The 25,245-nt window shown below is 70.8% G+C and carries 23 protein-coding genes; 16 read left to right on the top strand and 7 right to left on the bottom strand.

Features of this window, described 5'->3' with window-relative positions:
- The first annotated feature begins 50 nt into the window (after positions 1-50).
- The gene (gene nth / locus QSJ30_RS09250; RefSeq protein WP_285608621.1) at positions 51-1,592 is read left to right on the top strand and encodes an endonuclease III; all 1,542 of its coding nucleotides are present in this window, start codon (positions 51-53) and stop codon (positions 1,590-1,592) included.
- Positions 1,593-1,648: 56 nt separating this feature from the next.
- A complete protein-coding gene (locus QSJ30_RS09255; protein WP_285608623.1) occupies positions 1,649-2,689 on the top strand; it encodes a TlpA family protein disulfide reductase in 1,041 nt (346 codons plus the stop codon).
- Positions 2,690-2,743: 54 nt separating this feature from the next.
- Here the strand turns inward: QSJ30_RS09255 and QSJ30_RS09260 are convergent, their stop codons facing one another.
- The 3 genes from QSJ30_RS09260 to QSJ30_RS09270 form a co-directional block, all read right to left on the bottom strand.
- Positions 2,744-4,489, bottom strand: a complete 1,746-nt coding sequence (locus QSJ30_RS09260; protein ID WP_285608625.1) for a protein-disulfide reductase DsbD family protein — start codon at positions 4,487-4,489, stop codon at positions 2,744-2,746.
- Positions 4,490-4,574: 85 nt separating this feature from the next.
- Positions 4,575-5,051 (bottom strand): bacterioferritin, encoded by a 477-nt coding sequence (bfr, locus tag QSJ30_RS09265; RefSeq protein WP_285608627.1) that lies wholly within the window; start codon positions 5,049-5,051, stop codon positions 4,575-4,577.
- Positions 5,052-5,111: 60 nt separating this feature from the next.
- Entirely contained in the window at positions 5,112-5,384 is a 273-nt protein-coding gene (locus tag QSJ30_RS09270; RefSeq protein ID WP_285608629.1) for a (2Fe-2S)-binding protein, read from the bottom strand.
- Positions 5,385-5,472: 88 nt separating this feature from the next.
- On the opposite strand from QSJ30_RS09270, the gene QSJ30_RS09275 reads away from it, so the two are divergent.
- From QSJ30_RS09275 to QSJ30_RS09295, 5 genes are all read left to right on the top strand, one after another.
- Positions 5,473-6,147 (top strand): HD domain-containing protein, encoded by a 675-nt coding sequence (locus QSJ30_RS09275; RefSeq protein ID WP_285608631.1) that lies wholly within the window; start codon positions 5,473-5,475, stop codon positions 6,145-6,147.
- Between the two features lie 53 nt (positions 6,148-6,200).
- Entirely contained in the window at positions 6,201-6,551 is a 351-nt protein-coding gene (locus tag QSJ30_RS09280) for a 6-pyruvoyl trahydropterin synthase family protein (RefSeq protein ID WP_285608633.1), read from the top strand.
- Between the two features lie 95 nt (positions 6,552-6,646).
- The gene (locus QSJ30_RS09285) at positions 6,647-8,005 is read left to right on the top strand and encodes a polysaccharide deacetylase family protein (RefSeq protein ID WP_285608634.1); all 1,359 of its coding nucleotides are present in this window, start codon (positions 6,647-6,649) and stop codon (positions 8,003-8,005) included.
- A 48-nt stretch (positions 8,006-8,053) separates the two neighbouring features.
- Positions 8,054-10,600, top strand: a complete 2,547-nt coding sequence (locus tag QSJ30_RS09290; RefSeq protein ID WP_285608635.1) for a DNA translocase FtsK 4TM domain-containing protein — start codon at positions 8,054-8,056, stop codon at positions 10,598-10,600.
- 140 nt (positions 10,601-10,740) lie between these two features.
- A complete protein-coding gene (locus QSJ30_RS09295) occupies positions 10,741-12,117 on the top strand; it encodes a rhodanese-like domain-containing protein (protein WP_285608636.1) in 1,377 nt (458 codons plus the stop codon).
- Between the two features lie 48 nt (positions 12,118-12,165).
- Here QSJ30_RS09295 and QSJ30_RS09300 read toward each other — a convergent pair whose 3' ends face one another.
- Complete coding sequence (locus QSJ30_RS09300; protein WP_285608637.1) at positions 12,166-13,122, bottom strand: hypothetical protein; 957 nt, start codon at positions 13,120-13,122, stop codon at positions 12,166-12,168.
- Positions 13,123-13,211: 89 nt separating this feature from the next.
- Between QSJ30_RS09300 and gmhA the strand changes: the two genes are divergently transcribed.
- Genes gmhA through pip form a run of 5 tightly spaced genes read left to right on the top strand, consistent with a single transcriptional unit; the run spans position 13,212 to position 17,554 of the window.
- Complete coding sequence (gene gmhA, locus QSJ30_RS09305; RefSeq protein ID WP_285608638.1) at positions 13,212-13,775, top strand: D-sedoheptulose 7-phosphate isomerase; 564 nt, start codon at positions 13,212-13,214, stop codon at positions 13,773-13,775.
- 6 nt (positions 13,776-13,781) lie between these two features.
- The gene (locus tag QSJ30_RS09310) at positions 13,782-14,516 is read left to right on the top strand and encodes a DUF4124 domain-containing protein (RefSeq protein ID WP_285608640.1); all 735 of its coding nucleotides are present in this window, start codon (positions 13,782-13,784) and stop codon (positions 14,514-14,516) included.
- Between the two features lie 28 nt (positions 14,517-14,544).
- Complete coding sequence (gene hemW, locus QSJ30_RS09315; protein ID WP_285608641.1) at positions 14,545-15,696, top strand: radical SAM family heme chaperone HemW; 1,152 nt, start codon at positions 14,545-14,547, stop codon at positions 15,694-15,696.
- Positions 15,693-16,580 (top strand): DMT family transporter, encoded by an 888-nt coding sequence (locus QSJ30_RS09320; RefSeq protein WP_285608643.1) that lies wholly within the window; start codon positions 15,693-15,695, stop codon positions 16,578-16,580. Before hemW ends, QSJ30_RS09320 begins: the two co-directional genes overlap by 4 nt.
- An 11-nt stretch (positions 16,581-16,591) precedes the next feature.
- Positions 16,592-17,554, top strand: a complete 963-nt coding sequence (gene pip / locus QSJ30_RS09325) for a prolyl aminopeptidase (protein ID WP_285608645.1) — start codon at positions 16,592-16,594, stop codon at positions 17,552-17,554.
- On the opposite strand, the gene QSJ30_RS09330 is transcribed toward pip, so the two are convergent.
- Entirely contained in the window at positions 17,555-18,211 is a 657-nt protein-coding gene (locus QSJ30_RS09330; protein WP_285608646.1) for a DedA family protein, read from the bottom strand.
- A 46-nt stretch (positions 18,212-18,257) separates the two neighbouring features.
- Between QSJ30_RS09330 and smpB the strand changes: the two genes are divergently transcribed.
- Complete coding sequence (smpB, locus tag QSJ30_RS09335; protein ID WP_285608648.1) at positions 18,258-18,713, top strand: SsrA-binding protein SmpB; 456 nt, start codon at positions 18,258-18,260, stop codon at positions 18,711-18,713.
- Here smpB and QSJ30_RS09340 read toward each other — a convergent pair whose 3' ends face one another.
- Complete coding sequence (locus tag QSJ30_RS09340) at positions 18,714-19,349, bottom strand: riboflavin synthase (RefSeq protein ID WP_285608650.1); 636 nt, start codon at positions 19,347-19,349, stop codon at positions 18,714-18,716.
- Positions 19,350-19,367: 18 nt separating this feature from the next.
- Entirely contained in the window at positions 19,368-20,942 is a 1,575-nt protein-coding gene (locus QSJ30_RS09345) for an amino acid permease (RefSeq protein ID WP_285608652.1), read from the bottom strand.
- Positions 20,943-21,002: 60 nt separating this feature from the next.
- Here QSJ30_RS09345 and QSJ30_RS09350 point away from each other — a divergent pair, with 60 nt between their 5' ends.
- The 3 genes from QSJ30_RS09350 (at position 21,003) to QSJ30_RS09360 (ending at position 25,158) form a co-directional block, all read left to right on the top strand.
- On the top strand, positions 21,003-21,944 hold the full coding sequence (locus QSJ30_RS09350; RefSeq protein WP_285608654.1) for a DUF58 domain-containing protein: 942 nt from the start codon (positions 21,003-21,005) through the stop codon (positions 21,942-21,944).
- A 20-nt stretch (positions 21,945-21,964) separates the two neighbouring features.
- Complete coding sequence (locus QSJ30_RS09355; RefSeq protein WP_285608656.1) at positions 21,965-22,381, top strand: cytidine deaminase; 417 nt, start codon at positions 21,965-21,967, stop codon at positions 22,379-22,381.
- 77 nt (positions 22,382-22,458) lie between these two features.
- Positions 22,459-25,158: a tetratricopeptide repeat protein gene (locus QSJ30_RS09360; RefSeq protein ID WP_285608658.1), complete on the top strand. Its 2,700-nt coding sequence runs from the start codon at positions 22,459-22,461 to the stop codon at positions 25,156-25,158.
- The last annotated feature ends 87 nt before the right edge of the window (positions 25,159-25,245 follow it).

A 25,245-nucleotide genomic window follows, 5' to 3' on the forward strand; every position in this document is an offset into this window, starting at 1 on the left:
GTTTATCCGTCCGGCACGCCTTTCGCAGGACGAGGCTCTATCCTGGTGCCATGCGCGCCCCCAAGCCCCAGCCCCGAGAGCTCCAGGCCCGGCTCCGCGCCGCCTATCCCGACGCCCGCTGCGCCCTCGATCACCGCGACCCCTTCCAGCTGGTGGTGGCCACGATCCTCAGCGCCCAGTGCACGGACGCGCGGGTGAACCTCACCACGCCGGCCCTCTTCGCCCGGTTCCCGGATGCCGCGAGCCTGGCGGAGGCCCGCCAGGACGAGGTGGAGGCCCTCATCAAGTCCACGGGCTTCTTCCGCAACAAGGCCAAGAACCTCATCGGCCTGGGCCAGGCCCTGATGGCGCGGCACGGCGGCCGGGTGCCCTCGGATCCCACTGAGCTGGGGGCCCTGCCGGGCGTGGGGCAGAAGACGGCCAACGTCGTGCTGGCCAATGCCTTCGGCGTGCCGGCCCTGGCCGTGGACACCCACATCTTCCGCGTGGCCCGGCGCCTGGGCCTGTCGAAGGCCGCCACGCCGGAGAAGGTGGAGGCGGACCTCTGCCGCCTCTTCCCCCGGGAAGACTGGATCGAGCTGCACCACCAGCTCATCTTCCACGGCCGCCGCACCTGCGAGGCCCGCCGTCCCGACTGCGCGGCATGCCCCCTGCTGGACCTCTGCCCCACGGGACTCGGGCAGATCAAGGACCCGCATCTGGGGGTGAGGCTGACCGTAGATCCTGGGCCGAGCGCGCCTCGTCCTGCCGTGGCCTTCCCCCGACCAGGAGCCGTCAGGCAGGATCAGCAGGCTGTGCCTGAAGATCCTGCGGGGGCCCCGGGGGACATCGCGAGCGAAGCGAGCAGGCGGTCCCCCCGGATCATGTCGGCCCCGCAGCGTATCGTCAGCCTGGTGCCCTCGGTGACGGAACTGCTGGTGCAGTGGGGGCTGGCAGCGCGGCTCGTGGGGCGCACACGCTACTGCATCGAGCCCCGCTGGATCCGCAACACGGTGCCCGCCGCGGGCGGGACCAAGGACCCGGACCTGGGCCGCATCAAGGATCTGGCGCCGGATCTTGTGATCCTCGAGCGGGACGAAAACCCGAAAGAGGTGGCCGAGGCGCTGACGGCCCTGGGCATCCCCTGGCTGGCCCTGGAGATCCGCACGGTGGAGGATTGCGTCGCCGCCCTGCGGGAACTCGGAATCCGCCTGGGCGTACCCCAGGCCGGCGAGCTCCGCGCCGCGGCCCTGGAAGCCTCGCTGAAGGGCCGCCGCCGCAAGGGCCCCCGGGCCCTGGTCCTCATCTGGAAGGATCCCTGGATGAGCGCCGGCCCCGACACGTACCTGGGGGACCTGCTGCGCCAAGGCGGCTTCACCCCCATCGGACCGGACCGCTACCCCGCGCTGTCCGACGAGGACCTGGAGGCACTGGCTCCGGAGGCGATCCTGCTCCCCACGGAGCCCTACCGCTTCAACCGCCGCCACCAGGCCGAGCTGCAGAAGCGCTTCCCGCACGCGGCCGTGCATCTCGTGGATGGCCAGGCCCTGACCTGGTACCTCAGCCGGACGGAAACGGGCCTCGACCTGGTAAAGAACCTCCCACCGCGATAGCCATCATGTCTCGATGTATCATGTCTGGCTAGGCCACAGCCCTCGCCGGAGGATCCATGCCCCTGCCCCTGATCTGCCTGATGACGGCCGTGCCCGCACTCCAGGTCCCGGCCCCCGCGGCGGGCCCCCAGGCCGTGCTTGATGCCGCCCGGGCGAAAGTCAAAGCCGTGATGGAGGCCCGCGCCGCCTTCATGAAGGCCGGCGGCAACACCAAGGATTTCCGGGGCGACTGCGCGAAGGAGCTGGCGGACCTGGACGCCCGCCTGGCCGTCGAGACGCGTCCCGACATGCGGCAGGCCCTGCTGGTCAGCAAGCTGTTCCACCTGCAGCTGGCCAAGGCCCAGCCGACGCCCGCCCTCCTCGACCAGGTGCGCCAGGAGGTCCCCCCCACCGCCGCCGCCTGGAGCCTGGATCCCGGTCTGCTCTCGACCCGCGCCGCCGCCGATCCCAAGGGCTGGGGCGCCTATGTGGCCGAGGCGCGCATGAAGCATGCAGATGCCGGCCTGCGCCGCACCTTGCTCTTCGACCACTTCCTGGCGCGGTTGGAGGCGGGCGACGAGGCCGGCTGGAAAGCCGCCTTCGACGCCATCCGGGCCCAGTTCCCCGGCAGCCCCCTGCAACAGCGGGCCCAGGCCTTCCTGGATGCCGAAGCGAAGACGGGACCGGGCCATCCCGCCCCCGCCTTCAGCCTGAAGGCCCTGGAGGATCCCAAGACCACCTACACGCTCGACACGTTCAAGGGCAGGTACGTGCTCATCGACTTCTGGGCCACCTGGTGCCCGGACTGCCGCGTGGAGCTGCCCGGCCTGCACGCCGCCTGGGCCAAGTTCAAGGCGAAGCCCTTCGAGATCCTGTCCCTCTCCTTCGACCGCCGGGTCGAGCACATCGCGCCCTTCCGCCAGCAGGCCACCACACTCATGCCCTGGAAGCACGCCTACATCGAGGGCGGGTTCAAGAATCCCCTGGCCGACGCCTACGGCGTGATGGGCATCCCCAAGGCCCTGCTCATTGGCCCCGACGGGAAGATCGTGGCCCAGGGCGCCCAGCTCCGCGGCGAGCAGCTGGAGAAGACCTTGGAGCAGTTCCTGGGGAAGTAGCCTCCGCTGAATTCGCTGCGCGGATTCAGATAGGGCCCGCGTTGCGGGCCCTTCTTATTTTCCTTCCAGCCAGACCTTCATCGCTTCGGGTTTCATGAAACCCATGTAGCGGCGCAGCTCGCGGCCCTCTGCATCCAAGAGGACCACGGTGGGATAACCGGCAATCTTGAGATTCTGGGCCAGGTCCTTCCGCTTGGCGTAGGTGTCGATGCGGATGGGCACCGCGTTCTGGCTGATCCACTGTTTCACAGCGGCATCGGGCCAGGTCTTCTCGTCCAGCTCCTTGCACTGGGCGCACCAGTCCGCGTAGATGTCCACCAGCACCAGCTTGTGCTCGACCTTGGCCTTGGCCAGCGCGCCTTCGAGGTCCTGTTCCATCCAGCCGGCATGCTCGTCCTGGACCGCCACGGCCGCGCCGCCCTTGGGCAGCAGGTCCACCTTCAGGTAGGTCTCGACGGTCCGCACACCCAGCAGCAGGGCCAGCGCCAGCATCAGGAGGGCGAAGCCCTTCCGCAGCTGGCCCACCAGCCCTTCGGCCGCCTCGAAGGCGCCGAACACCGCCGCGCCCGCAAGCATCACGAGGGTCCACATGGCGAAGTTCGCCCAGTCCGGCACCACGAGCCGCACGTTCCAGGCCGCGAAGCCCAGCACCACCAGGCCCATGCCCTGCTTGAACCGCGTGAGCCACTCGCCGCTCTTGGGCAGCGCCGCCGAGAAAGTGCCCACCGCCAGGAACAGCACGCCCATGCCCAGGGCGAAGACGAAGAGCTTGAGGCCGCCCATGAAGACGTCGCCCTGCTGGGCGATGCCCACCAGCACCGCGCCAATCACGGGCCCCACGCAGGGCGCCGACAGGGGCCCCAGCACCAGGCCCATGAGGAAGGCGCCTCCAAAACCCTTCCGGGACCCATCCCCCTGCAGCTTCAGCGCGAGGCCCTGGGGCAGGGCGATCTCGAAGGCCCCGAAGAGCGACAGCGCGAAAGCCGCGAAGAGCAGCGAGACGGGGATGAGGAAGGCCGGCTTCTGCGCGAAGGCCCCGAAGGCCGCTCCGCTGCGGGCCGCCAGGACGCCCAGCGTCGTGTAGGTCACGGCCATGCCCAGCACCAGCATGGCCGACAGCGCGAAACCCCGGGCCTTGCCACTGCCCTTGGCCCCCACGATGGCCATGGTGATGGGGATCATCGGGTACACGCAGGGCGTCAGCGAGGCGCCCATGCCCGCCAGGAAGACCAGGACCAGGGACCAGACTAGGCCCGAGTGCCCGGATGCGGGCGCAGGCGTGGCCGCCTGCGCCGGGGGAAGAGATGAAGCCAGAGGGGCCGTAGGCTCCGCCGTTTTTTCCACCGGAGAAACCGCAGGTTTCTCCGCCGCCACGGCCGCGGGCGCGGCACTCGGAATCTCCGACGCCTTCACCTCCAGTGTCCGCGTGGTGGGCGGGAAACAGACGCCGCCTTCGCCCTCGGTGCAGGGCTGGTAGGTGACCTCCAGCTTCACCGTGCCCGCGAGGCCTTCGCCGCGCACCGGGATGCGCACGGTGCCGTGCCAGATGCCGTCGCCGATCTCGTCCTTGGCATCCGTGGCGGGCAGGGGCCCGACCTTCACGGCCCCCGGCCCGCCCTTCTTCGCCACTTCCATGAACGAAGCCTTCAGGTGGGCCCCCGCGGGCACCTTGAGCACCACGGCCCCCTTCTGGAAGGCCAGGCTCACACTCCCCATGGCATCGAAGGCGGGATCCGCCCTCTGGGCCCAGGCGACCGCCGTCAGCAGCAGGCTCAACAGCAGCGTGGTCAGGCTCCGCATGGGTCCTCCAGGAAGGCCCATCTTACATGGCCCCATGGCGGCCGCTCCACCGGCCACCGCAGTGGAGACCCAGAGCTGGCTTGGATCAGGAGAACCCGCCGGCCGCCCGCTGGACGAAGTTCTGGAGCCCCATCTGGCCGATGAGATCCAGCTGGGTCTCCAGCCAGTCCACGTGTTCCTCCTCGCTCTCCAGGATGTCCTGGCAGAGGTCGCGGCTCACATAGTCGCGGATGCCCTCGGCGTAGGCGATGGCCTCGCGCAGGTCCTTCATGGCGTCCATCTCCAGGGCCAGGTCCCCCTCCAGGATCTCCTTGGGGTTCTGGCCGATGCGGAGCTTGTTCAGGTCCTGCATGCTGGGCAGGCCCTCCAGGAAGAGGATCCGCTCCACCAGCCGGTCCGCATGCTTCATCTCGTCGATGGATTCCTTGTACTCGTGCTCGCCCATCTCCTTCAGGCCCCAGTTCCGGCACATGCGGGCGTGGAGGAAGTACTGGTTGATGGCCGTGAGCTCGTTGCGGAGGAGCCGGTTCAGGTGCTGGATGACCGTGGCGTCGCCTTGCATGGGGCCTCCCCTGGAAAGGGGCTCACGATAGCGACTTTTGCCGGTTCTTCACAACGCCTTTCAGCTGGCCTTGGCGATTTCGGCCGGTTCACCCCAGGCGGGCCGGCAGCGGCCGCGGCAGCCCCACGGCGTGGCCAGCGGATCCAGGGCCACGCCCACGGGCTCTCCGGCCCGGATGGCGAGGACCGCCTCCGCCATGGCGCCCAGGCAGCGGCCGCAGTCCGGCTTGGCGGCCAGGGCCTCGAAGACCGCCGCCACCGAGTCCGCGCCGCGCTCCCGCACGGCCCAGACGACCTGGTCTTCGGTGATGGCGTTGCAGACGCAGAGGAACATGTCTGACCTCGACTCCCAGTCTAATCAAAAGAGAAAGAGTCTCAATACCAAATAACGTGATCATCGGCACAACCGGTAGCCTGGAGCCATGACGCCGGACTTCCCCTACCCCTGGTTCCACCCGCTGCTGACCCGGCTGCGCACCCACCTGGCCAGCGAGCCCTTCCCCCGGGACGCGGCCCACGACCTGGGCCACATCCTGCGCGTGGCGCGCCTGGCGGGGGAGCTGGCCGCCGAGGAGCGGGCCGACGCCGAGACCTGCGTGGCCGCCGCCCTGCTGCACGACCTGGTCTACCGTCCCAAGAACCACCCCGAATCCCCCCTCACGGCCCGCCTGGCTGCGGACCTGGTGCCCCTCTGGTGCCGGGAGACCCCGGGGCTGGCCGCCAAGGCGGGCGCCATCGCGGCCGCTGTGGCCACCCACAGCTGGAGCGGGGGCCAGGCCCCCGGCAGCCCGGAGGCCGCCGTGCTCCAGGATGCCGATCGCCTGGAAGCCCTGGGCGCCATCGGCATCGCCCGGGTCTTCGCCACGGGCGCCAGCTTCGGCGCGGGCCTCTGGCACCCGGAGGATCCCTGGGCCGAGGGCCGCGGCCTGGACGACAAGGCCTGGAGCCTCGACCACTTCGAGCGGAAGCTCCTCAAGCTGGCCGCCGGCATGACCACCGCCGCCGGCCGCCGCCGCGCCGAGGCCCGCCAGCAGGTCATGGCCGCCTACCTGACCGCCCTCCGCCAGGAACTCGATCCCGGCCCTGACCGCCGATAGTCGATAGCCAGACCTAATGCCCGCTCCCGGATGGCCGATAGCTATACTCAGCCATGCCCTTCACCGTCTCCCTCCGCAGGCCCTTCGTGGCCGATCATTTCCATGATCTCCCTGGCTTCCAGGAGGATCGCCACGGGCACAACTGGGAGGTCGAGGCCACTGTGGAACTTGTCTCCGAGGCCGATGAAACCGCCTTCGCCAAGGCCCTGGATGCCTGGGTGGAGCTGGTGGACTACCACCTGCTCAACGATCTGCCCTCCCTGGCCGGGCGCAATCCCACCGCCGAGCTGCTCGCCGAGCACGCCTTCCACCACCTGCAGGGCGCCACCTTGAATCCCCGGTGGGTGCGGATCCGCGAGAAGGCCAACTACTGGGCGCTCTGCCGGGCCAGGGAAATCCAGTGAAGATCTCCGGGTCGGCCGCCGCGCCCGCCCTCGGCCTATCGCTCGGTTTATCGCTCGGCCTATCGCTCGGACTGACCCTCGGCCTGACCCTAGGGTTGGGCGGCTGCACCCGGAAGGCCGCCCCGGCGCCCCCGGCCGCCCAGGTGGCGGCGCCTCTCCCCGCCTGGGCCTGGCACCCCCTCGGTCCCCTGGCGGTGGTGGAGGGTGAAGTCGCCGAGCCCACCCATTTGGTGCTGGAGGGCCGCTCGCTCCGCGAGACCCGCTTCGCGGAACCGGGGCCCGTGCGCTGGGAGTTCTTCCGTCCCCCCGAGGGCGAGACCGCCGTGCTGCGCACCGCTGAGGGCCGGGAGCTCGCCCGGTTCCGGTTCGCCCGGGAGGTCGCCCAGGCCCGCCCCCCCAAGGGCCGGCCAGCCCCCGCGCCGAAGGTGGCCCGGCAGCCCGGCGCCTCTCCGGCCGTCCCTCCGAACGTCCAGCGCGTGGCGCCACCAGCCCCCCAGCCGGAGCCCCGCGCCCTCAGCCTGGCCCGGTTGCGGAGCGCCCCAGTGGGGCCCCTGGCCGATCGCCGGCCCCCGGCGCCACCCACGGTTCCCGCCCCCGCACCCACCCCGATCCCCGCGGCGACCGCTGCGGCGACTGGCGCGCGGGCCCGCTTCATCGAGCCCGCCCCGGCAGCCGCTCACCAGGCTCAAGCCTGGCCCGGCATGGGCGAGGCCCTCAACCTCACCCGCGGCCCCGGCGGGCGGAAGCGCCTGCTGCTCAGCTTCGACGGCGGCTCCAACGCCGAGGTCGCCACCGAGATCCTCGACACCCTGAAGGCGCGGGGCGTGCGCACCACCATCTTCCTCACGGGCGCCTTCATCCAGCGCTTCCCCGCGCTGGTGAGGCGCATGGCGGCCGAGGGCCACGAGCTGGGCAACCACACCATGAACCACCCCCACTTCGCGCCGGGCATGAAGCGCGATCCCAAGTGGACCCGCGAGCGGGTGCAGCGGGAGCTGCTGGAGGCGGACGCGGCGCTGGTGCGCCTCCTGGGCCGCCCCATGGACCCCTACTGGCGGGCGCCCTACGGGGAGCACACCGCCGAGGTCCGCCGCTGGGCCGAGGAGCTGGGCTACCGGCACGTGGGCTGGAGCGAAGGCGCCGACACCCTCGACTGGGCCACGCCGAAGGAACGCCGACTCTACCGCAGCGGCGACGCCATCCTCCAGCGCCTCCGGCAGCGGCTGAACCGCGACGGGGACGGCCTCATCGTCCTGATGCACCTGGGCTCGGAGCGGGTCGAGAAGGACCGGCCTTCCGCCGGCCTGGGCGCCTTCATGGACCGGGCGAGCCAGGAGGGGTGGACCTTCGTGGCGGTGGGCACCTTCCTGCACGACCTCGGGAAGCCCGCCTGGGACCCGCAGCTGCGCCTCGCCCTCCTGCAACCGCCCGGCTCCGCGGCCCCGGGCCGCTGAGGCCCCCGTCGCTGGGCTACACTGATGCCCAGACACCGTGGAGGCGCGTTGCAGGGGATCGGCCGTTGGATGCTGAGGGCGGTGCTGGGCTTCGTGGCCCTGGTGCTGCTGCTTTCCCTGGCCAGCTTCCATCCGCTGGATCCGCACCCGTTCATGCAGGGCACCGCGGGCGCCGGCGTGCAGAACCTCTGCGGCATCGTGGGCGCGGCCGTGGCCGGCCTGCTGCAGACCCTCATGGGCATGGGCGCCTGGATCATTCCGCCCTACCTGCTCTGGGAGGCCTGGCCCAAGGAGGGCCATCACTGGCCCGGCCGCCTGGCCTGGCTGTTCCTGGCCCTGGCCCTGTGGACCGCCCTCGGCGCCTTCGGTAGCCGGACCTGGACCGGTCTGGAGGGCGTGGGCACCGTGGAGATCCGCTGGGGCGGCTGGCTGGGCAGCGCCCTCTGGCCTGCGCAGCGCCGCTTCCTCGGCCCCGTGGGGCTGCCCCTGCTGCTGGCCCTGGTGGGACTCACCTGCGCCCTGGTGCTGGCCCCGGCCCTCACGCGCGCCATCGGCCGGCTGCTCCACCGCTGGCTGGGCGAGACCGCCTGGCCCTGGGTGAAGCCCATGCCGGCCAAGGGCTTCCAGGGCTTCCTCAGCATGGTGAGGCGGCCCTTCCTCCGCGGGCGGAACCCCGACCAGCCGGATCTGGACGCGGCGGACGGCGCGGCCCTGGCGGCCCTGGCCCAGCGCCAGCAGGCCCTGGAGGCCCAGCGTGAGGCCCTCCTCAAGGCCGAGCTGGAAACGGCCGAAGTGCGGAAGCGGAAGCCCGTCATCCGGGCCGAGGACCTGCTGCCGGCCATCCAGTCCGTCAACCTCGATGCCGCCCAGACCCTCATCGAGGCGCAGCCCCTTCCCGCGACCTCCGCGCCGACCCCCCCCTTGGCCGCCGACGCCCCCTTCCGGGCCAAGCTGCTGGCCGAGGCCCCGCCGGCGCCGAAACCCAGGCCCACCGTGGCCAAGCCGCAGGTAGCCAAGGACCGCTACGGCCGGGAGATCGTCCAGCCGCCCCTGCCGCTCACGGAACCCACGCCCTCGCGTCCCCTGCCCGCCCTGCCCCCCGAGGCGGAGCCCGCCCCCGCCGCGCGGGAGACCCTGCCGCCTCGCCGCCTCTTCGATCCGCCGGGCCAGCACGCCAAGGCCGATCTGGCCGCGCTGGAGGTCATCAAGGATGTGATTGGACAGAAACTGTCCGAATTCAAGATCAAGGGTGCCGTCACCGGCATGCAGCCGGGCCCCGTGGTCACCGTCTTCGAGTTCCAGCCGGATCCCGGCATTCCGCTGTCGCGCATCCTGGGCATGGAGGAGGACCTGGCCCTGGCCCTCCAGGCCGAGGCCGTGCGCATGGACCGCATTCCCGGCAAGAACCTGGTGGGCATCGAGGTGCCGAACCCCCGGCGCGAGATCATCACCTTCCGCGAAGTCATCGACAGCCCGGCCTTCCGCGACGCGCCGGGCCTGCTCCAGCTGGCCCTCGGCAAGGACATCGCCGGGAAGCCCGTGGTGGCGGATCTCAACAAGATGCCCCACCTGCTCATCGGCGGGAGCACCGGCAGCGGCAAGAGCGTGGGCGTCAACGCCATGATCTGCTCCTGCCTCGTGCGCGCCCAGCCCGACGAGGTGAAGCTCATCCTCGTGGATCCCAAGATGGTGGAGCTGGGCGTCTACGAGGACATCCCGCACCTCTGGGCGCCGGTGGTCACCGACATGAAGGAGGCCGGCCGCGTCCTCAAGTGGGTGGTGGCCCAGATGGAGGACCGCTACCGCCGCCTGGCCCTGCTCAGCGTGCGCGACGTGAAGGGCTTCAACACCAAGATCGCCGATGCCGGCGGCTCGCTGGACATCTCCGAGCGCACGCCCAACCCCCGCTGGCCCGACCGGCCCGCGGTGCTGGAGCCCATGCCCCACGTGGTGGTGGTCATCGACGAGCTGGCGGATCTCATGATGGTGGCCCGCAGCGAGGTGGAGGACAGCATCGCCCGCATCGCGCAGAAGGCCCGCGCCGTGGGCATCCACCTCATCCTCGCCACCCAGCGGCCCAGCGTGGACGTGGTCACCGGCGTCATCAAGGCCAACCTGCCCAGCCGCCTCAGCTACCGCGTACGCACCAAGATCGACAGCCGCACCATCCTGGATTCCGGCGGCGGCGAGCAGCTGCTGGGCGCGGGCGACGCGCTGTTCCTCCCCAACGGCGCCAGCCATCCGAAGCGCATCCACGCGCCCTTCCTCACGGAGGAGGAGACCCTGCGCCTCGTCACCTGGCTGCGGGAGCGGGGCCGGCCCGACTACAACCAGGCCCTCATCAGCGCCATGGAGACGGAAGAGGAGACGGCCCTCTTCGACGAGGCGGACCTGGGCGGCGGCGATGACATCTACGTGCGGGCCGTGGCCGTCGTCACCCGCGAGCGCAAGGCCAGCACGAGCCTGCTCCAGCGCAAGCTGAACCTCGGTTATGGCCGGGCCGCCCGCCTCATCGACCGCATGGAGGAGGAGGGCATCGTGGGCCCCGACCGGGGCGCAGGCAAGCCGCGGGAGGTCTTCGCCCAGGCCGAGTAACCTGTCACGCCTGGATTTTCATCCCCTCGTGAGGTGGGCTGAAACTTCCACCATGGTGTCCGTAGACCGTGGTCACAATCCACCTGCATTCATGGGCAAACAACCATAGACTCCAATCGTACTTGACCCATGGAGAATCTATGGCATCCCGAACTCGCCTCATCCTTGCGCTGGGCGCCGCCTGCGCCCTGGCGCCCGCCGCCGACGCGCCGGCCCCGAAACCCGCCGCCGCGAAGATCTGCACCACCTGCCACACCACGGCCGCCAACAACCTGCGCGGCCACTTCGACAACCTGGTGCTGAAGAACAACTCCTTCCAGATGAGGGTCGACGAGCGCACGGAAGTGCTGCGCTTCGACAAGGCCACCTTGAAGGTCGTCACGCCCGAGCCCGCCGCCAACGCCGAGGCGGCGCTGAAGTCCATCGCCAAGGGCCACGAGGTGCGCGTCGAGTACACCGAGAAGGAGGGCGTGAAGACCGCCGTGGGCGTGTTCGTCAAGCCGCCCGTCAAGCTGGCGGCGGAGGAGATCGCCACCCTGGACGAGGTCCAGAAGCTCGTGGCCATGGGCCCCGAGCAGGGGAAGTACTTCCTCTTCGATTCCCGGCCGGCCCCCCGGTTCATGGAAGGCGCCATCCCCACGGCCGTGAACCTGCCCTTCCCCGCCTTCGACAAGAACATGGACAAGCTGCCCGCCGACAAACAGGCGCTGGTGATCTTCTACTGCAGCGGGAAGACCTGCAACATGAGCCCCGGCTCGCTGGCCAAGGCCAAGAAGCTGGGGTACACCCGCGCCAAGGTGTTCGTGGAGGGCATGCCCGCCTGGGCCCGGAAGAACTTCGGCGTCCTGAGCCCCGCTTCGCTGAAGGCCGCCTACCTGGACACCAGCACCCCGCTGGTGATCCTCGACGCCCGGCCCGCCGCCGAGGCCTCCAAGGGCTTCCCGAAGGGCGCCGTGGCCGCCGACCCCGCCAAGGTGGCGGACCTGCTCAAGACCTTCCCCCCGGCCCGGCTGAAGCCCCCCGTGGTGGTGGTGGATGGGACCGGCGGCGAGACCGCGCGGACCGTGGCCATGGCGTTCGTGAAGGCCGGCTATGTGGGCGTGAACGTCCTCTCCGGAGGGTTCCAGGCCTGGCAGGCCGCGGCCCTGCCCGTGGAGACCGGCACCCCGGCCGCCAAGGCCACGTTCATTCCCAAGCCCCGCCCGGGCGCCATCTCGTCTGCCGAGTTCACGAAGCTCGCGGAGCTGGCCCCCGCCCAGCGCGGCGTGGTGATCCTCGATGTGCGGAACCCCGACGAGACGAAGAACGGCGTCATCAAGGGCGCCCTCACGATCCCCGAGCCCCAGCTCCTGGCCCGTCTCTCCGAGATTCCCAAGGACGCGAAAGTCCTCTGCCACTGCTCCACGGGCATTCGCGCCGAGCTGGCCTACCACCTGCTGAAGGAGAAGGGCTACGACGTCCGCTTCCTCCCGACGGAGATCACCATCATCGACAGCGGCGAGTTCACCCTCGATTGAGCGCCGGTCGCCCACAGGAAAGCCGGCCCCCGGGCCGGCTTTCCCATGTCACTCCGAGGCGGCCTTGCGCGGCACTCGCCACTTGCTGCGTTTCGCGGGATCCGCCATGCCGCCGGCGTGGCAGGCGCGGCAGGCCTCCAGGTGGGGGTCCTGTCCCCGCCAGTACGCCCGCGTCTCGCCCCCGGTCTCCCGGCGACGGTCCACGGGCACCTGGGGCCAGTAGAAGGTGAGGGCCGGGGTCTCCCCCTGCATCTCCAGGGCGTACAGGGGCCCGGGTTCGGTGCCTGGGCGGCCCCAGCGATCCTCGAGGCTGCTCATCACCACCAGGGCGCCCGGCGGCAGGGTCCGCCCGGCGCGGTAGGCCGCCGCGGCGGCGGGGTTGGCCCAGGCGCGGATCCAGCGGCCGCCGTGGGCCGGCGACTTCACGGGCTCGGCATGAAGGGGCTCGAGCGCCGCATAGTCGAGGGCCCGCAGGGGGGCCTGGGCCTCCGGATCCACCGGGGGCGCCGGGACTTCCGCCGCCTTCACCGGCGCGGTCAGGATGGGGGCGGGGCTGACCGGATGGGCCAGCCCGTAGCCGGAATAACCGGTCGCCAGGAGCGTGGCGGACCAGAGGAGCCCCAGCAGCAGCGCCAGGATCCCCAGGCTCTGATGGTCCTTGCGGGCCCGGTTCATGGCCCAGAGGGCGGGCAGCGCGAGCAGGGCGGCGCTGGTGGCGATCACCGCGTGGCGGAACAGGAGGGCGTCCGCGCCGAGGCCCGAGGCCGGCAGCGGGAAGATCCGTCCCGCCGGGACCAGCCCGTGCAGCCGGCCCGCGGCGGGGCCGCTGACGAGCGCGGCCAGCAGGCCCAGCAGCCCCACCCACCCGAGGTAGCGGCAGACCGTCCACCAGGGCCGGATGCCGCGCCCGGCCCGCTGGGAGGCGAACAGCGCCCAGGGCAGCAGCAGTCCCGTCGCCACCGGAAGGTGGGACAGCAGGGCGTGTTTGAGGGCAATCCATTCCATGGGATCCACGCTCGGTAGGGGCAATGCTTCCCGCAGTCTGCCAGGGCTTGGCGGCCTGCGGGAGTGGAATTCCTGTCACAATCGGCGGCATGAAGCAGACCCTCCTCCAGCATGTCCAGGAGTCCCTCCAGCTGAAGCAGGCCTTCTTCGCCCAGGAGCTGGAGCACATCCTCGCCCAGGCGGACGACATGGCCGAGCGCCTGAAGCGCGGGGGACGCATCCTCGTCTGCGGCAATGGCGGCAGCGCCGCCGACGCCCAGCACCTGGCGGCCGAGCTGAGCGGACGCTACCTGAAGGAGCGCCGCGCCCTGGCGGGCATCGCCCTCACCACGGACACCTCGGCCCTGACCGCCATCGGCAACGACTACGGCTTCGATCAGATTTTTTCCCGGCAGGTGGAGGCCCTGGGCCGGCCGGGCGACCTCCTCATCGGCATCAGCACCAGCGGCAACAGTCCGAACGTCATCCGCGCCGTGGCCTCCGCGAAGGAGCTGGGCGTGCGCACCCTGGGCCTTCTGGGCCGCGACGGCGGGAAGCTCGCGGGCCTCATGGACGATGCCCTGGTGGTGCCGTCCACCGTGACGGCCCGCATCCAGGAAGTCCATCAGATGATCTACCACTTCTGGTGCGAGGCCCTCGATGCCCAGTTCTGAGGCCGCATGGTGACCGCCGTCGCAGGACTGCTCGTCCTCGCCCTCCTCGGCCAGCCGTCGCGGACCTACTACTGGCGCGACACCGCGGGACAGACCCACGTCACCAACACGCCCCCGCCCGTGGACGCGGAAATCCTGGAGCCCCCGCCCCCGCCGGCGGTGGAACGGGGCCGGCCCGACCGGATCCAGCCCATCCGCCAGAGCGAGAATCCCGCCGGTTACCACCAGGTGACGCTCACCCCCGTCCAGAAGCAGGCCTGGGAGGCCCTGGACCAGCACCTGCTCAAGGCCCGGGACGCCAATGACCGCCGCACCCTGGAGGCCGTGGCCGATTCGCTGATCCACGACTGCCTCTGGGGCAACGGCCTCTGGGTCATGCCCCTGGCCCCCCTGCTGTCGCTGGTGCTCCTGGGCCTCATCGGCTGGTGGCTGGCCCTGGGGCTGAACTCCGGCCTGCGCCTCCCCCTGGTGGGCGGCTTCCTCCTCCTGGGGCTCGGCTTCGGGCACATGCTCCTCAACGTGTTCCTCTACCATCCGCAGTCGGCCCGCCTCCAGCAGAACCTCCAGCTGCTCGAACTCCACATGGGCGGCCGGATCCCCCGTCCCGAGCACCGGGCCCTGCTGCAGCAGCGCTACCAGGCCCTGGAGCAGGCCGCCGAGCCCAGCCGCGCGCCCTGGCGGTTCCCGGGAGCGGTGCGCGCCCTTCGCCAGACCGTGAAGCAGGTGATGGTTGACCCCTGACCTCCCGTCCCCTCTCGCGGAGCGGCTGATGACCCTCAGGACCGCCGCCCATGCGGAGCCCCTGGGTCTGTACCTGCATGTCCCCTTCTGCCTCGACCGCTGCACCTACTGCTCCTTCGCCACCACCCGCGACCGGAGCCTCCAGCCGGAGACCACCGCCCGCCTCATCGCCCAGGTGCGGACCTGGGGTGCCGCCCTGGAGCGGCCCGCGGTGGACACGCTCTACCTGGGGGGCGGGACGCCCTCCCTGCTGAACCCGGAGGAACTGGCGGCCCTCACGGGGGCCATTCGCGAAGCCTTCGACCTCCGCCCCCTCGCGGAAGCCACCTTCGAGGCCAACCCGGGCACCGTGGACCTGACCTGGCTCCAGGGCGCCCGGGACCTGGGCTGGGACCGGGTCAGCCTCGGCGTGCAGGCTCTGGACGACGGCCTGCTCGGGCGGCTGGGCCGCATCCACGGTGCCGCCCAGGCCCTGGAGGCCCTGGACCTGGCGCAGCGGGCCGGCTTCCGCCGCCGCAGCGCGGACCTCATGGTGGGCATCCCTGGACAATCGCTGTCCAAGGTGGTCGAGGATGCCCGGACTCTCGCCGCCACGGGCATCGATCACCTGAGCGTCTACCTCCTGGACCTGGATAAGGCCTGCCCCCTCCGCGCCGAGATCGACGCGGGCCGCCTGGCGCTGCCCTCCGAGGACGACGTCGCCGACGTGTTCGAAGCCCTCCAGGAGGAACTGCCGCGCCTCGGCCTGGCACCCTACGAGATCAGCAACTACGCCCGGCCCGGCGGGGAATCCATCCACAACACCCGCTACTGGGAGCGCCGCCCCTACCTCGGCCTGGGCCCCAGCGCCGCCTCCCAGCTGGCGGACCTGCGGTGGACCGAAAGCAGTGTCATCGCGGCCTGGGCTGATGGGCGTGGCGAGGTGGACCGCCAGGAGCTGGGCCCGGCGGAAGCCCTGGCTGAGATCCCCCTGCTGGGCCTGCGCCTGCACCGCGGCGTGGCTTGGGGCGCCCTCCGGAGGAAGGCGGAGGCATTGAACCTGCGGCCCCTGGCGGATGCGTGGGAGGCGCGCCTCCGCGCTCTCGCGAGGGAAGGCCTCACGGTCTGGGAGGGCGACCACGTGCGCCTCAGCGCCCGGGGCATGCTCATGAGCAACGGGATCCTGCAGATGTTCGTATGACGTATCTCGGCGAAAGCGCCGCCCTCCTCACCTCGCTCTGCTGGTCCCTGAACTCCGTGTGCTTCACGGTGGCCGGCCGGCGCGTGGGGTCGGCCTCCGTCAACCTCCTGCGGCTGCTCATGGCCTGGGGGCTGCTGGTCCTGCTGCACCTCGCCCTCTATGGCCAGGCCTTCCCAATGCAAGCCGGGGCCGCGCGGCTCGGCTGGCTGGGCGCCTCGGGCCTCATCGGCTTCGCCCTGGGCGACGCAGTGCTGTTCGAGGCCTTCGTGCTCATCGGGGCGCGGCTCGCCATGCTGCTGATGACCCTCTCGCCCATCTTCAGCGCGCTCCTGGCCTGGCTGTTCCTGGGCCAGAGCATGGGCCCCGCCAAGGTCCTGGCCATGGCCGTCACCCTGGGCGGCATCGCCTGGGTGGTGTGGGGCGGCGGGGATCAGGAGGCCCACCCCCATCTCTGGCGCGGCGTCCTGCTGGGCGTGGGCGGCGCCCTGGGGCAGTCCGTGGGGCTCGTGTTCAGCATGAAGGGCCTGGCGGGAGGATTCCCGCCCATCTCGGCCAATCTCATCCGCGTGACGGCGGGCCTGGGGGCGCTGCTCCTCTACTTCAGCGCCACGGGCCGGCTGCGCGGCACCCTGGGCGGCCTGCGGGACGGCCGGGCCACGGCCTTCATCGGCCTCGGGGCCGCCACGGGCCCCGTGCTGGGCGTGGTGCTGTCCCTGGTCGCCATCGCCAAGGCCCCCATGGGGGTGGCCGCCACGCTCATGTCCCTGTCGCCGGTCATCCTGCTGCCCGTCTCCCACTTCGTCTTCAGGGAGAAGCTCGGCGGCCATGCGATCCTGGGCACGCTGCTGGCCCTGGCGGGTGCGGCGGCCCTGTTCTTCGTGTAAGGAGTGCCCCCATGTCCCTGCGCAAGGATCCCGTCAGCTGGCTCTACCCGACCCTCGAGCCATACAGCACCCTGCGCCTGAAGGTGTCAGGCCTCCATGAGCTGCACGTGGAGGAGAGCGGCAACCCCAGCGGCAAGCCGGTCATCTTCCTCCACGGGGGGCCCGGCGGCGGCACCAGCCCCAAGCACCGGCGCTACTTCGACCCGGAGATCTACCGCATCATCCTCTTCGACCAGCGGGGCTGCGGCCGGAGCACGCCCTACGCCGAGGTGCGCGAGAACGGCACCTGGGACCTGGTGGCCGACATCGAGCGCATCCGCACGGAGCTGGGCATCGACCGCTGGATGGTCTTCGGCGGCTCCTGGGGCGCCACCCTGGGGCTGGCCTACGCGGAGACGCACCCCGAGCGCGTGACCGAGCTGATCCTCCGCGGCATCTTCCTGCTGCGCCAGCGCGAGGTGGACTGGCTCTACCAGGAGGGCGCCAGCCGCATCTTCCCCGACGCCTGGGAGCCCTACCGCGACGCCATCCCCGAAGCCGAGCGCGGCGACTTCCTCCAGGCCTATGCGAAGCGCCTGCTGAGCGAGGACCCGGCCGTGAACCTGCCCGCTGCGAAAGCCTGGAGCATCTGGGAGGGCGCCACCAGCAAGCTCATCCCCGATCCCGACTTCATCGCCTCCTACGGCGACGAGGCCACGACGCTCGCCTTCGCCCGCATCGAGTGCAGCTACTTCCTCAACAGGGGCTGGATGGACGAGGCCCAGCTCCTGCGCGACGCGGGAAAGCTGAAGGGCATCCCCGGCACCATCGTCCAGGGCCGCTACGACATGGTCTGCCCCATCGAGAGTGCCTGGGCCCTGTCGAAGGTCTGGCCCGAAGCCGACCTCGTCATCGTCCCCGACGCCGGCCACAGCGCCTACGAGCCCGGCATCTCCAGGGCCCTGGTGGCGGCCACGGACCGCTTCGCGGGCTGATCAGCCCTTCGTCCGGTTCTTGAAGTGGTCGTACACGAACCACGCGGCACCGGCCACGATCAACACGCCGATGACGGCATCGAGCTTGTGGAAGTACTGGCCGAGGGTGTTCCACTTCTCGCCGAGCTTGTAGCCGACCCAGGCCAGGGCCAGGCACCAGGGGAGGCTCCCGGCGAAGGTGTAGAGGTGGAAGCGGGTGCGGTTCATGCGCGCGATGCCGGCGGGCAGGGCGATGAAGGTGCGCACCACGGGCAGCAGGCGGCCGATGAAGATGGCCCAGGTCCCGAAGCGCTCGAAGAAGCGGTGGGCCTGGTCCAGGTGGCCCGTGTGCAGCCAGATGTAGCGGCCGTACTTCTCCACGGCGCGGCGGCCGCCCCAGGCGCCGACCTCATAGGCCGGGATGCTGCCCAGGTTGCAGCCCAGGGCCCCGAAGACGCCCGCGATCCAGATCTGCGCCACGGGGTGGCCGGCCCCCAGGCCGAACAGGGTCATCTGCCCCTTGTAGGCCAGGTACCCCGCGAAGGGCATGATGACCTCGCTGGGCAGCGGAATGCAGGCGCTCTCGATGGCCATGAGCAGCATGACGCCCAGGGGCCCCATGGCGGCCATGACCATCAGCATCCAGGCGATGACGGGGGCGAGGATCTTCTGCAGCATCAGGCCATCCAAAAGAATGAGTCTACCGGGGCGCTACACTGGCTTCATGGGTGAAGATCTCGTCCGCAACCGCAAGGCCCTGCACAACTACCACGTCCTCGAGACCTGGGAGGCGGGGATCGCCCTCCAGGGCACCGAGGTGAAGGCCCTGCGGGCGGGCCTGGGGCAATTGCAGGATGCCTACGTGGATGCCGTGGCCGGGGAGCTGTGGCTCAAGCAGGCCCACATCTCTCCCTATGAGTTCGGCACCTACGCCAACCACGACCCCCTGCGGCCCCGCAAGCTGCTGCTGCACAAGGCCGAGATCACCAAGATGACCGCCAAGGTGGTGCGCAAGGGCCTCACCATCATCCCCCTGGCCATCTACCTGAACGAGCAGGGGAAGATCAAGGTGAAGGTCGCCCTGGCCGAGGGCAAGGCCGTGGGTGACAAGCGCGAGGCCCTCAAGCAGCGCGAGCAGAAGCGAGAGATGGACCGCATCCGCAAGGGCGCGCGGGAGTAGCTAGCCGTTCCAGCCGCCCTGGGCGAAGCGGGCGAGCTTCTCGTCGCTGGCGCGCAGAGCCAGGGCCCGGGCCACGAAGCGGCCGATGGGATCGGCCTCGAGGTTCACGGGGTCGCCGGGGCGCAGGCCCTTCAGCGCAGTGTGCCTGACGGTCTCGGGGATGAGGGCCACGGTGAACCAGTCCGTGCCGCAGTCCACCACGGTGAGGGAGATGCCATCCACGGCCACGGAGCCCTTGGCGGCGGTCATGGGCGCGAGCTCCGAAGGCATGGCGAAGCGCCAGATGCCCTCGTCCTGCGGCCGCTCCAGCAGCCGGCCGACACCGTCCACATGGCCGGAGACCAGGTGGCCATCCAGGGGATCGCCCACGCGCAGGGCCGGCTCCAGGTGCAGGGTCGCGCCCAGGGGCAGGCGGCCCAGGGTGGTCTTCTGCAGGGTCTCGTCACTGAGGTCCGCCTCCCAGGCCCGGCCATCCGCGGCCACGCTCGTGAGGCAGGCGCCGTTCACGGCGATGCTGGCGCCCTGCTCGGCCCGGGCCAGCAGATCCGCCGGGGCGGCGATGCGGAGCCGTGCCCCGCCGGGCCGGGTCGAGCGGGATTCAAGGGTGCCGAGAAATCTGATCAGTCCGGTGAACATGGGGCAGCTCCAGGTCCATCATCGCGCGGCTGGCGTCTCCAGGCGGCTGTTCCGCGAGCCGAAGAAGAAGTAGATCACCAGCCCGATGCCCAGCCAGCCGAAGAACCGGTACCAGGTGAGGGCCGGGAGCCCCCGGGCGATCCAGAAGCAGCCCAGGATGCCCAGGGGCGCCACGATCCACGCGAAGGGCATGATGAACTTCCGGGGGGCCTCGGGCCGCCGCTGCCGCAGGATCAGCACCGCCAGGCAGACGATGACGAAGGCGAAGAGGGTGCCGATGTTGGCCAGCTCCACCACCTCGTCGATGTTGAGCAGGGCCGCGGGGATGGCCACCAGGAAGCCCGTGAGCACCGTGGCGTGGGAGGGGGTCTTGTAGCGGTCGTGGACCTTGCCGAACCAGGACCCCAGCAGACCGTCGCGGCTCATGCTGAGGAAGATGCGCGGCTGGCCCACCTGGTAGACCAGGAGGGCGGCCGTGGTGGCGATGACGGCGCCGAAGCTGATGACGGCGGCGATGCCGGCCATCTTGTGCTCGGTGAAGATGTAGGCCAGGGGATCCGCGATGCCCCCCAGCTTCGTGTAGTGCAGCATGCCCGTCACCACCAGGGCCACGGCGGCGTAGATGACGGTGCAGATCACCAGGGAGCCCAGGATGCCCCGGGGAAGGTCCTTCCCGGGGTTGCGGCACTCCTCCGCCGTGGTGCTCACGGCATCGAAGCCGATGAAGGCGAAGAAGATGATGGCCGCGCCGGCCTGGATGCCCTTCCAGCCGTGGGGCACGAAGGGGTGCCAGTTCGCGGGACTGATGAACCGGATGCCGAGCCCCACCACCGCCAGCAGGATGATCACCTTGATGACCACCATGACGCTGTTGACGCGGGCGCTCTCCTTGATGCCGATGTAGCAGAGCCAGGTGATCAGGATGGTGATCACCACGGCCAGGAGGTTGATGGTGATGGGGAAGCCGGCCACGGTGGGGGCGGCCTTCACCACCTCCCAGTTGAGGAAGGTGGCGGCGCCGTTGGCGAGCCCGGCCTTGGCCTGGGCCAGGGCGTGCAGCTTGGCGCCGAGCTCCATGGCCGGCGCGCCTTCCACGAGCTTCAGGGCCGAGCGGGGGTCCATCCCCAGCCAGCCCGGGATGTCCACGTGCAGCACCGTGGACAGGAAGCTGCGGGCGTAGTCGCCCCAGGAGATGGCCACGGCCACGTTGGAGATGGCGTACTCCAGCAGCAGGTCCCAGCCGATGATCCAGGCCATCAACTCGCCCAGGGTGGCGTAGGCGTAGGTGTAGGCGCTGCCGGACACGGGGATCATGGAGGCCAGCTCGGCGTAGGCCAGGGCCGTGAAGCCGCAGATGAGGGCCACGATGAGGATGCTGAGCACCAGGCCGGGGCCCGCGGGCAGCCGGCCGCCGGCCAGGTTCCCCGCAGCCGCCGTGCCGATGCTCGAGAAGATGCCCGCGCCGATGATGGCGCCGATGCCGAACATGGTGAGGTCGAAGGCCGTGAGGTTCTTCTTGAGCTGGTGCTCCGGCTCGTCGGCGCTCGCGCGCAGCTGTTCCAGGGACTTCGTGCGGAAGAGGCGGGTCGACATGGGGGCCTTGGAGAGAAGGACCATGCTAGCAGGCGGGCCCGGGCGGGTAGGCTGGGGGGCATGCAACTGTGGAGCGACCGCCGCCTGCGCCTGTCCCTCACGGGCCTGGGTGTCCAGTGCCTGCTGGCCCTGCTGGCCGTGGGCGCCTTCTCCGTGAACACGGGCAACAACCTGCTCTACCTGGTGTTCTCGCTGATGCTGGGGCTGTTCCTGGTGTCGGGCGTCCTCAGCCGCCGGGCCCTGCAGGGGCTGAAGGTGGTGGGCCTGGAGGAGGGCAACCTCTTCGCCCGGGTGCGGGGCGGGCTCAGGCTCCGTCTCCAGGACGGGGGCCGGGGGCGGCTCCGGGGCCTGGAGCTGCACCTCACGCTCGACGACAGCCAGGTGGAGCCGGGCTTCCTGGGCCGGACCACCCGGAATGGCGAGGCCCTGGTGGTCCTCCACGCCCGGGCCGGGCATCGTGGCTGGACCCGGGCCCGGCGCCTGGAGCTCCGCACGCGCTTTCCCTTCGGCCTGGTGGAGAAGGCCCGCTTCCTCGACCTGGACCAGGAGCTGCTCATCCTGCCCCACCCCCGCACGCCGCCGGCCCCGCCTGCGGGCTGGCGGGGCGAGGGCCACCGCACCGTGACCCAGGAGGGGACCAGCAGCCCTGAGGGGGCGCGGCCCTGGCGGGCGGGGGATCCTCCCGGCCGGGTCCACTGGAAGCGCACGGCCCAGCGCAGCCAGCTCTGGGTGCGGACCTTCCAGGAAGAGCGGCCCCAAGGCCTGCATCTGAGGCTCGACCTCACCGCCTGGGCCCCGGGCCGCCCCTTCGAACGGGAGCTGGAGCGGCTCTCCGGGGCGGTGCTCCAGGCCCGGCTGCAGAAGCGGGACGTCAGCCTGGAGCTGCATGGCGCCGAGGCGGCCCGCGAGGTGCGGGGGCACACCCCCTGCTGGCGGGCCCTGGCCCTGGTCCAGGCGGAAGGTGCCGGGGAGCGGCCCGCCCCGGAACCTCCGTTAAGCTGAAGACCACGCAGGAGGCGCCGGTGTTCGACGATCCCCAATCCCCCGCCTGGACGCCCCTGCTGGAGGCGGCCTGGAGGGCCCGTGCGAACGCCCACGCCCCCTATTCCCACTTCCAGGTCGGCGCCGCGCTGCTCACGACGTCGGGCGCCATCGTGCCCGGCTGCAACGTGGAGAATGCCGCCTATCCCGTGACCCTCTGCGCCGAACGGGGGGCCCTCAGCGCGGCCGTGGCCGCCGGGTTGCGCCCCGGGGACCTGGTGGCCGCCGTGGTGGTGACCGATGTGGCGGCGCTGACCCCGCCCTGCGGCGCCTGCCGGCAGGCCCTGGCCGAATTCGCCGAGGGGCTGCCGGTGCTCCTCGCCAACCGCAGCACCCGGGAGCTCCACCGCCTGGAGGAGTTGCTGCCCCACAGCTTCACGGGCCGCAACTTCCTGTAAGCACTTCCCTAGCCCTATCCAAGGCGCCCCCCCCCGCCTACACTTTCCGAACCCCGCCAGGCATCCCGAGGAAGTGAATGGCCATTGATCGCGTCAAAGTCAAGAAGGAAGCCGACAAGCTCCTGACGTCGGGCAAGGTCGAGCGGGCCATCGAAGAGTTCCTCAAGCTCGTGGAGGACAACCCGAAGGACTACTCCACCCTGAACCAGATCGGCGACCTCTACGTGCAGATCGGACGGACCCGCGAGGGCGTGGAGATCCACAAGCGGCTTGGCAGCGCCTATGAACGGGACGGCTTCCACGCGCGCGCGGCCGCCATTTTCCAGAAGGTCGTGCGCAATGCGCCGGAGGACATCGACGCGGCCCAGCGCCTGGCGGACCTCTACCGCCAGATGAACAAGGTCACCGATGCGGTGAAGGTGCACCTGCAGGTGGCCGAGCACTTCCAGAAAAAGGGCCTCATCAAGCGGGCCCTGGAGGAGTTCAACAAGGTCGTCGACCTCGACCCCAAGAACCTGAAGATGAAGGTCAAGCTGGCGGACCTCTACAACAAGGAGGGGATGAAGGACCGCGCGGCGGGCATCTACCTCGAGGTGGCCGAGTCCCTGGCCATGGAGCAGATGCACGGCGAGGCCAACCAGATCCTCGAGCGCGCCAAGGCGATGATCTCCACGCCCCACGTCTTCCTCACCCAGAGCCGGCTGGGGGTGATCCAGGGCGACTACGCCACGGCGGCGCAGCACCTGCGCGAGGGGCTGGCCAAGAACCCGAGGGACATGGACCTGCTGGAGGCCCTGGGGGAGATCGAGCTCCGCAGCGGCCACCCCGACCGCGCCCTGGAGGCCCTGGGGGAGATCGCACAGATCCCCGAGAAGTCGCTTCCACTCGCCGAGAAGGCCCTCCGCAACCTGGTGAACGCCGACCGCGCCGAAGAGGGGCTCCGGCTGTTCGCGCCCATCGCCCGCGAGCTGGCCCGCCGGGGCTCCGGCGACACCGTGGGCCGGAGCCTCCGGTCGGCCCTGCAGAACCACATGAGCGTCGAGTCCTGGACCCTCCTGGCGGAGATCTCCCACCAGAGCGGCAACCGGCCCGACCAGATCCACGCCCTCCAGAGCGCCTATGGCCTGGCCCATCAGGCCAACGACCAGTCGCTGATCGGCCATCTCTCGGGCCAGCTGCGCGCCCTGGGCGCCATCCCCGATGCCTCGGCCCCGGCCAGCGCCCCCCCGACCGGATTCTCCGAGGGCTTCCAGACCCCCGCGATCCTGGAAGGCACCCAGCATGGGGAGACGGAGCTGGACCCCATCCGGCGGCTCCGCATGGACCAGTTCTCCCGCGAAGCCGAGGCCCTGCTCCGGAGCGGCAGCACCGAACGCGCCGTGGAGACCTACAAGAAGGCCCTGGAGCTGGATCCGTCCGACCTGAACCTCATCGAGGCCATCGTCGCCGTCCACCGCACGACGGGGCACCTCACCAAGGTCCAGATGCAGTACGTGCAGAGCGCCCAGGCCCTCGTCCAGCTGGACCGGAAGCGCGAGGCCACCCACCTGCTGGACATGGCGGAGCAGCTCTTCCCCGGGTCCACCCGCATCCACCGCCGGACCCTGGGCCTGCCCGAGCCCGGCGCCCGTCCCCCGGCCCCTGCGCCCGCCCCCCCGCGACCCGCCGCGCCGCCCATGGCCGGGGCTCCCATTCCCCTGCCGGAACCCCCCGGCGAGGTGGAACCGCTCATCGCGCTCGACCTCCCCGCCGCCAGCGCGCCTCCGGCCATGGCCCCCAAGCCCCCCGCGCGGGAGGCCATCCCCCTGGGCGAGGGCCTGCCCGTCCTGCCGGACCCCTTCGCGCCCCCCGCCGGCCTGCCGCCCCTCCCCGCGGAACCCGCGGCCCTGGATGCCTCCGACCTGAGCTGGATGGATGACACCCTGACGGACCTGGCTTCGGAGTCGGTGCCCTTCTCGGCCCCCACCACGCCGCTTCCCCCCATGCCCACGGGCATCCTGGCTCCGGAAGTCATCGAAGCCCTGCCTCCGCTCTCGGTGGCCGGCGGGCCCGCGCCCATCCCGGAGGAGTTGGCCAGCCTGCTTGGCGACATCGACTTCCAGCTGGACTACGGGAGCCCCGAGGAGGCCAAGGCCGAAATCGAGGCCGCCCTCAAGCAGTTCCCGGCGCATCCGGAGCTGGAGGCCCGCCTGGAACGCGCGGCCAGCGCCCTCCAGAAGCTCGGACTCACCGCGAAGGCCAGCGCCCTCGAGGAGCACGACTTCGCCAACTCCTTCTTCGACCTCACCGACGTGCTGGGCACCGCCCTCATGGACACGGGCGAGGATGAGGAGATGCACGACGCCACCAACGTGGTGGAGAAGATCCAGAGTGTCGACGAGCTGTTCAGCGCCTTCCGCGAGGGCGTGGAGAAGCAGGTCAAGGGCGACGACTACGACACCCATTACAACCTGGGCATCGCCTACAAGGAGATGATGCTCATCGATCCAGCCATCGAGGAGTTCAAGATCGCCATGGGCGACCCCGAGCGCACCCTGGAGTGCTGCTCCATGCTCAGCATCTGCGAGCAGGCCCGGGGCGACCTCAAGGCCGCCGTGGACTGGCTGCGCCAGGGCATCGAGGCCCCCGGCTTCCCGCCCGAGGACAGCATCGGCCTGCGCTACGACCTGGCCGAGACCTACCTCCTGCAGGGCCAGACCGCGCTCGCCGCCGCCGAGTTCAAGGCCGTCCACGACATGGACCCCGACTATCGCGATGTGGCCGCACGACTGGCCTGATGTTCTCCGGGGGTTCCGCGCTGCGCGCACACCCCCGGACCCCCGCGCCCTCGCCCAGCGAAGCCGGGCGAGGGCTTTCATCCTGCT

It is taken from the genome of Geothrix edaphica (assembly GCF_030268045.1).
Lineage (GTDB): Bacteria > Acidobacteriota > Holophagae > Holophagales > Holophagaceae > Geothrix > Geothrix edaphica.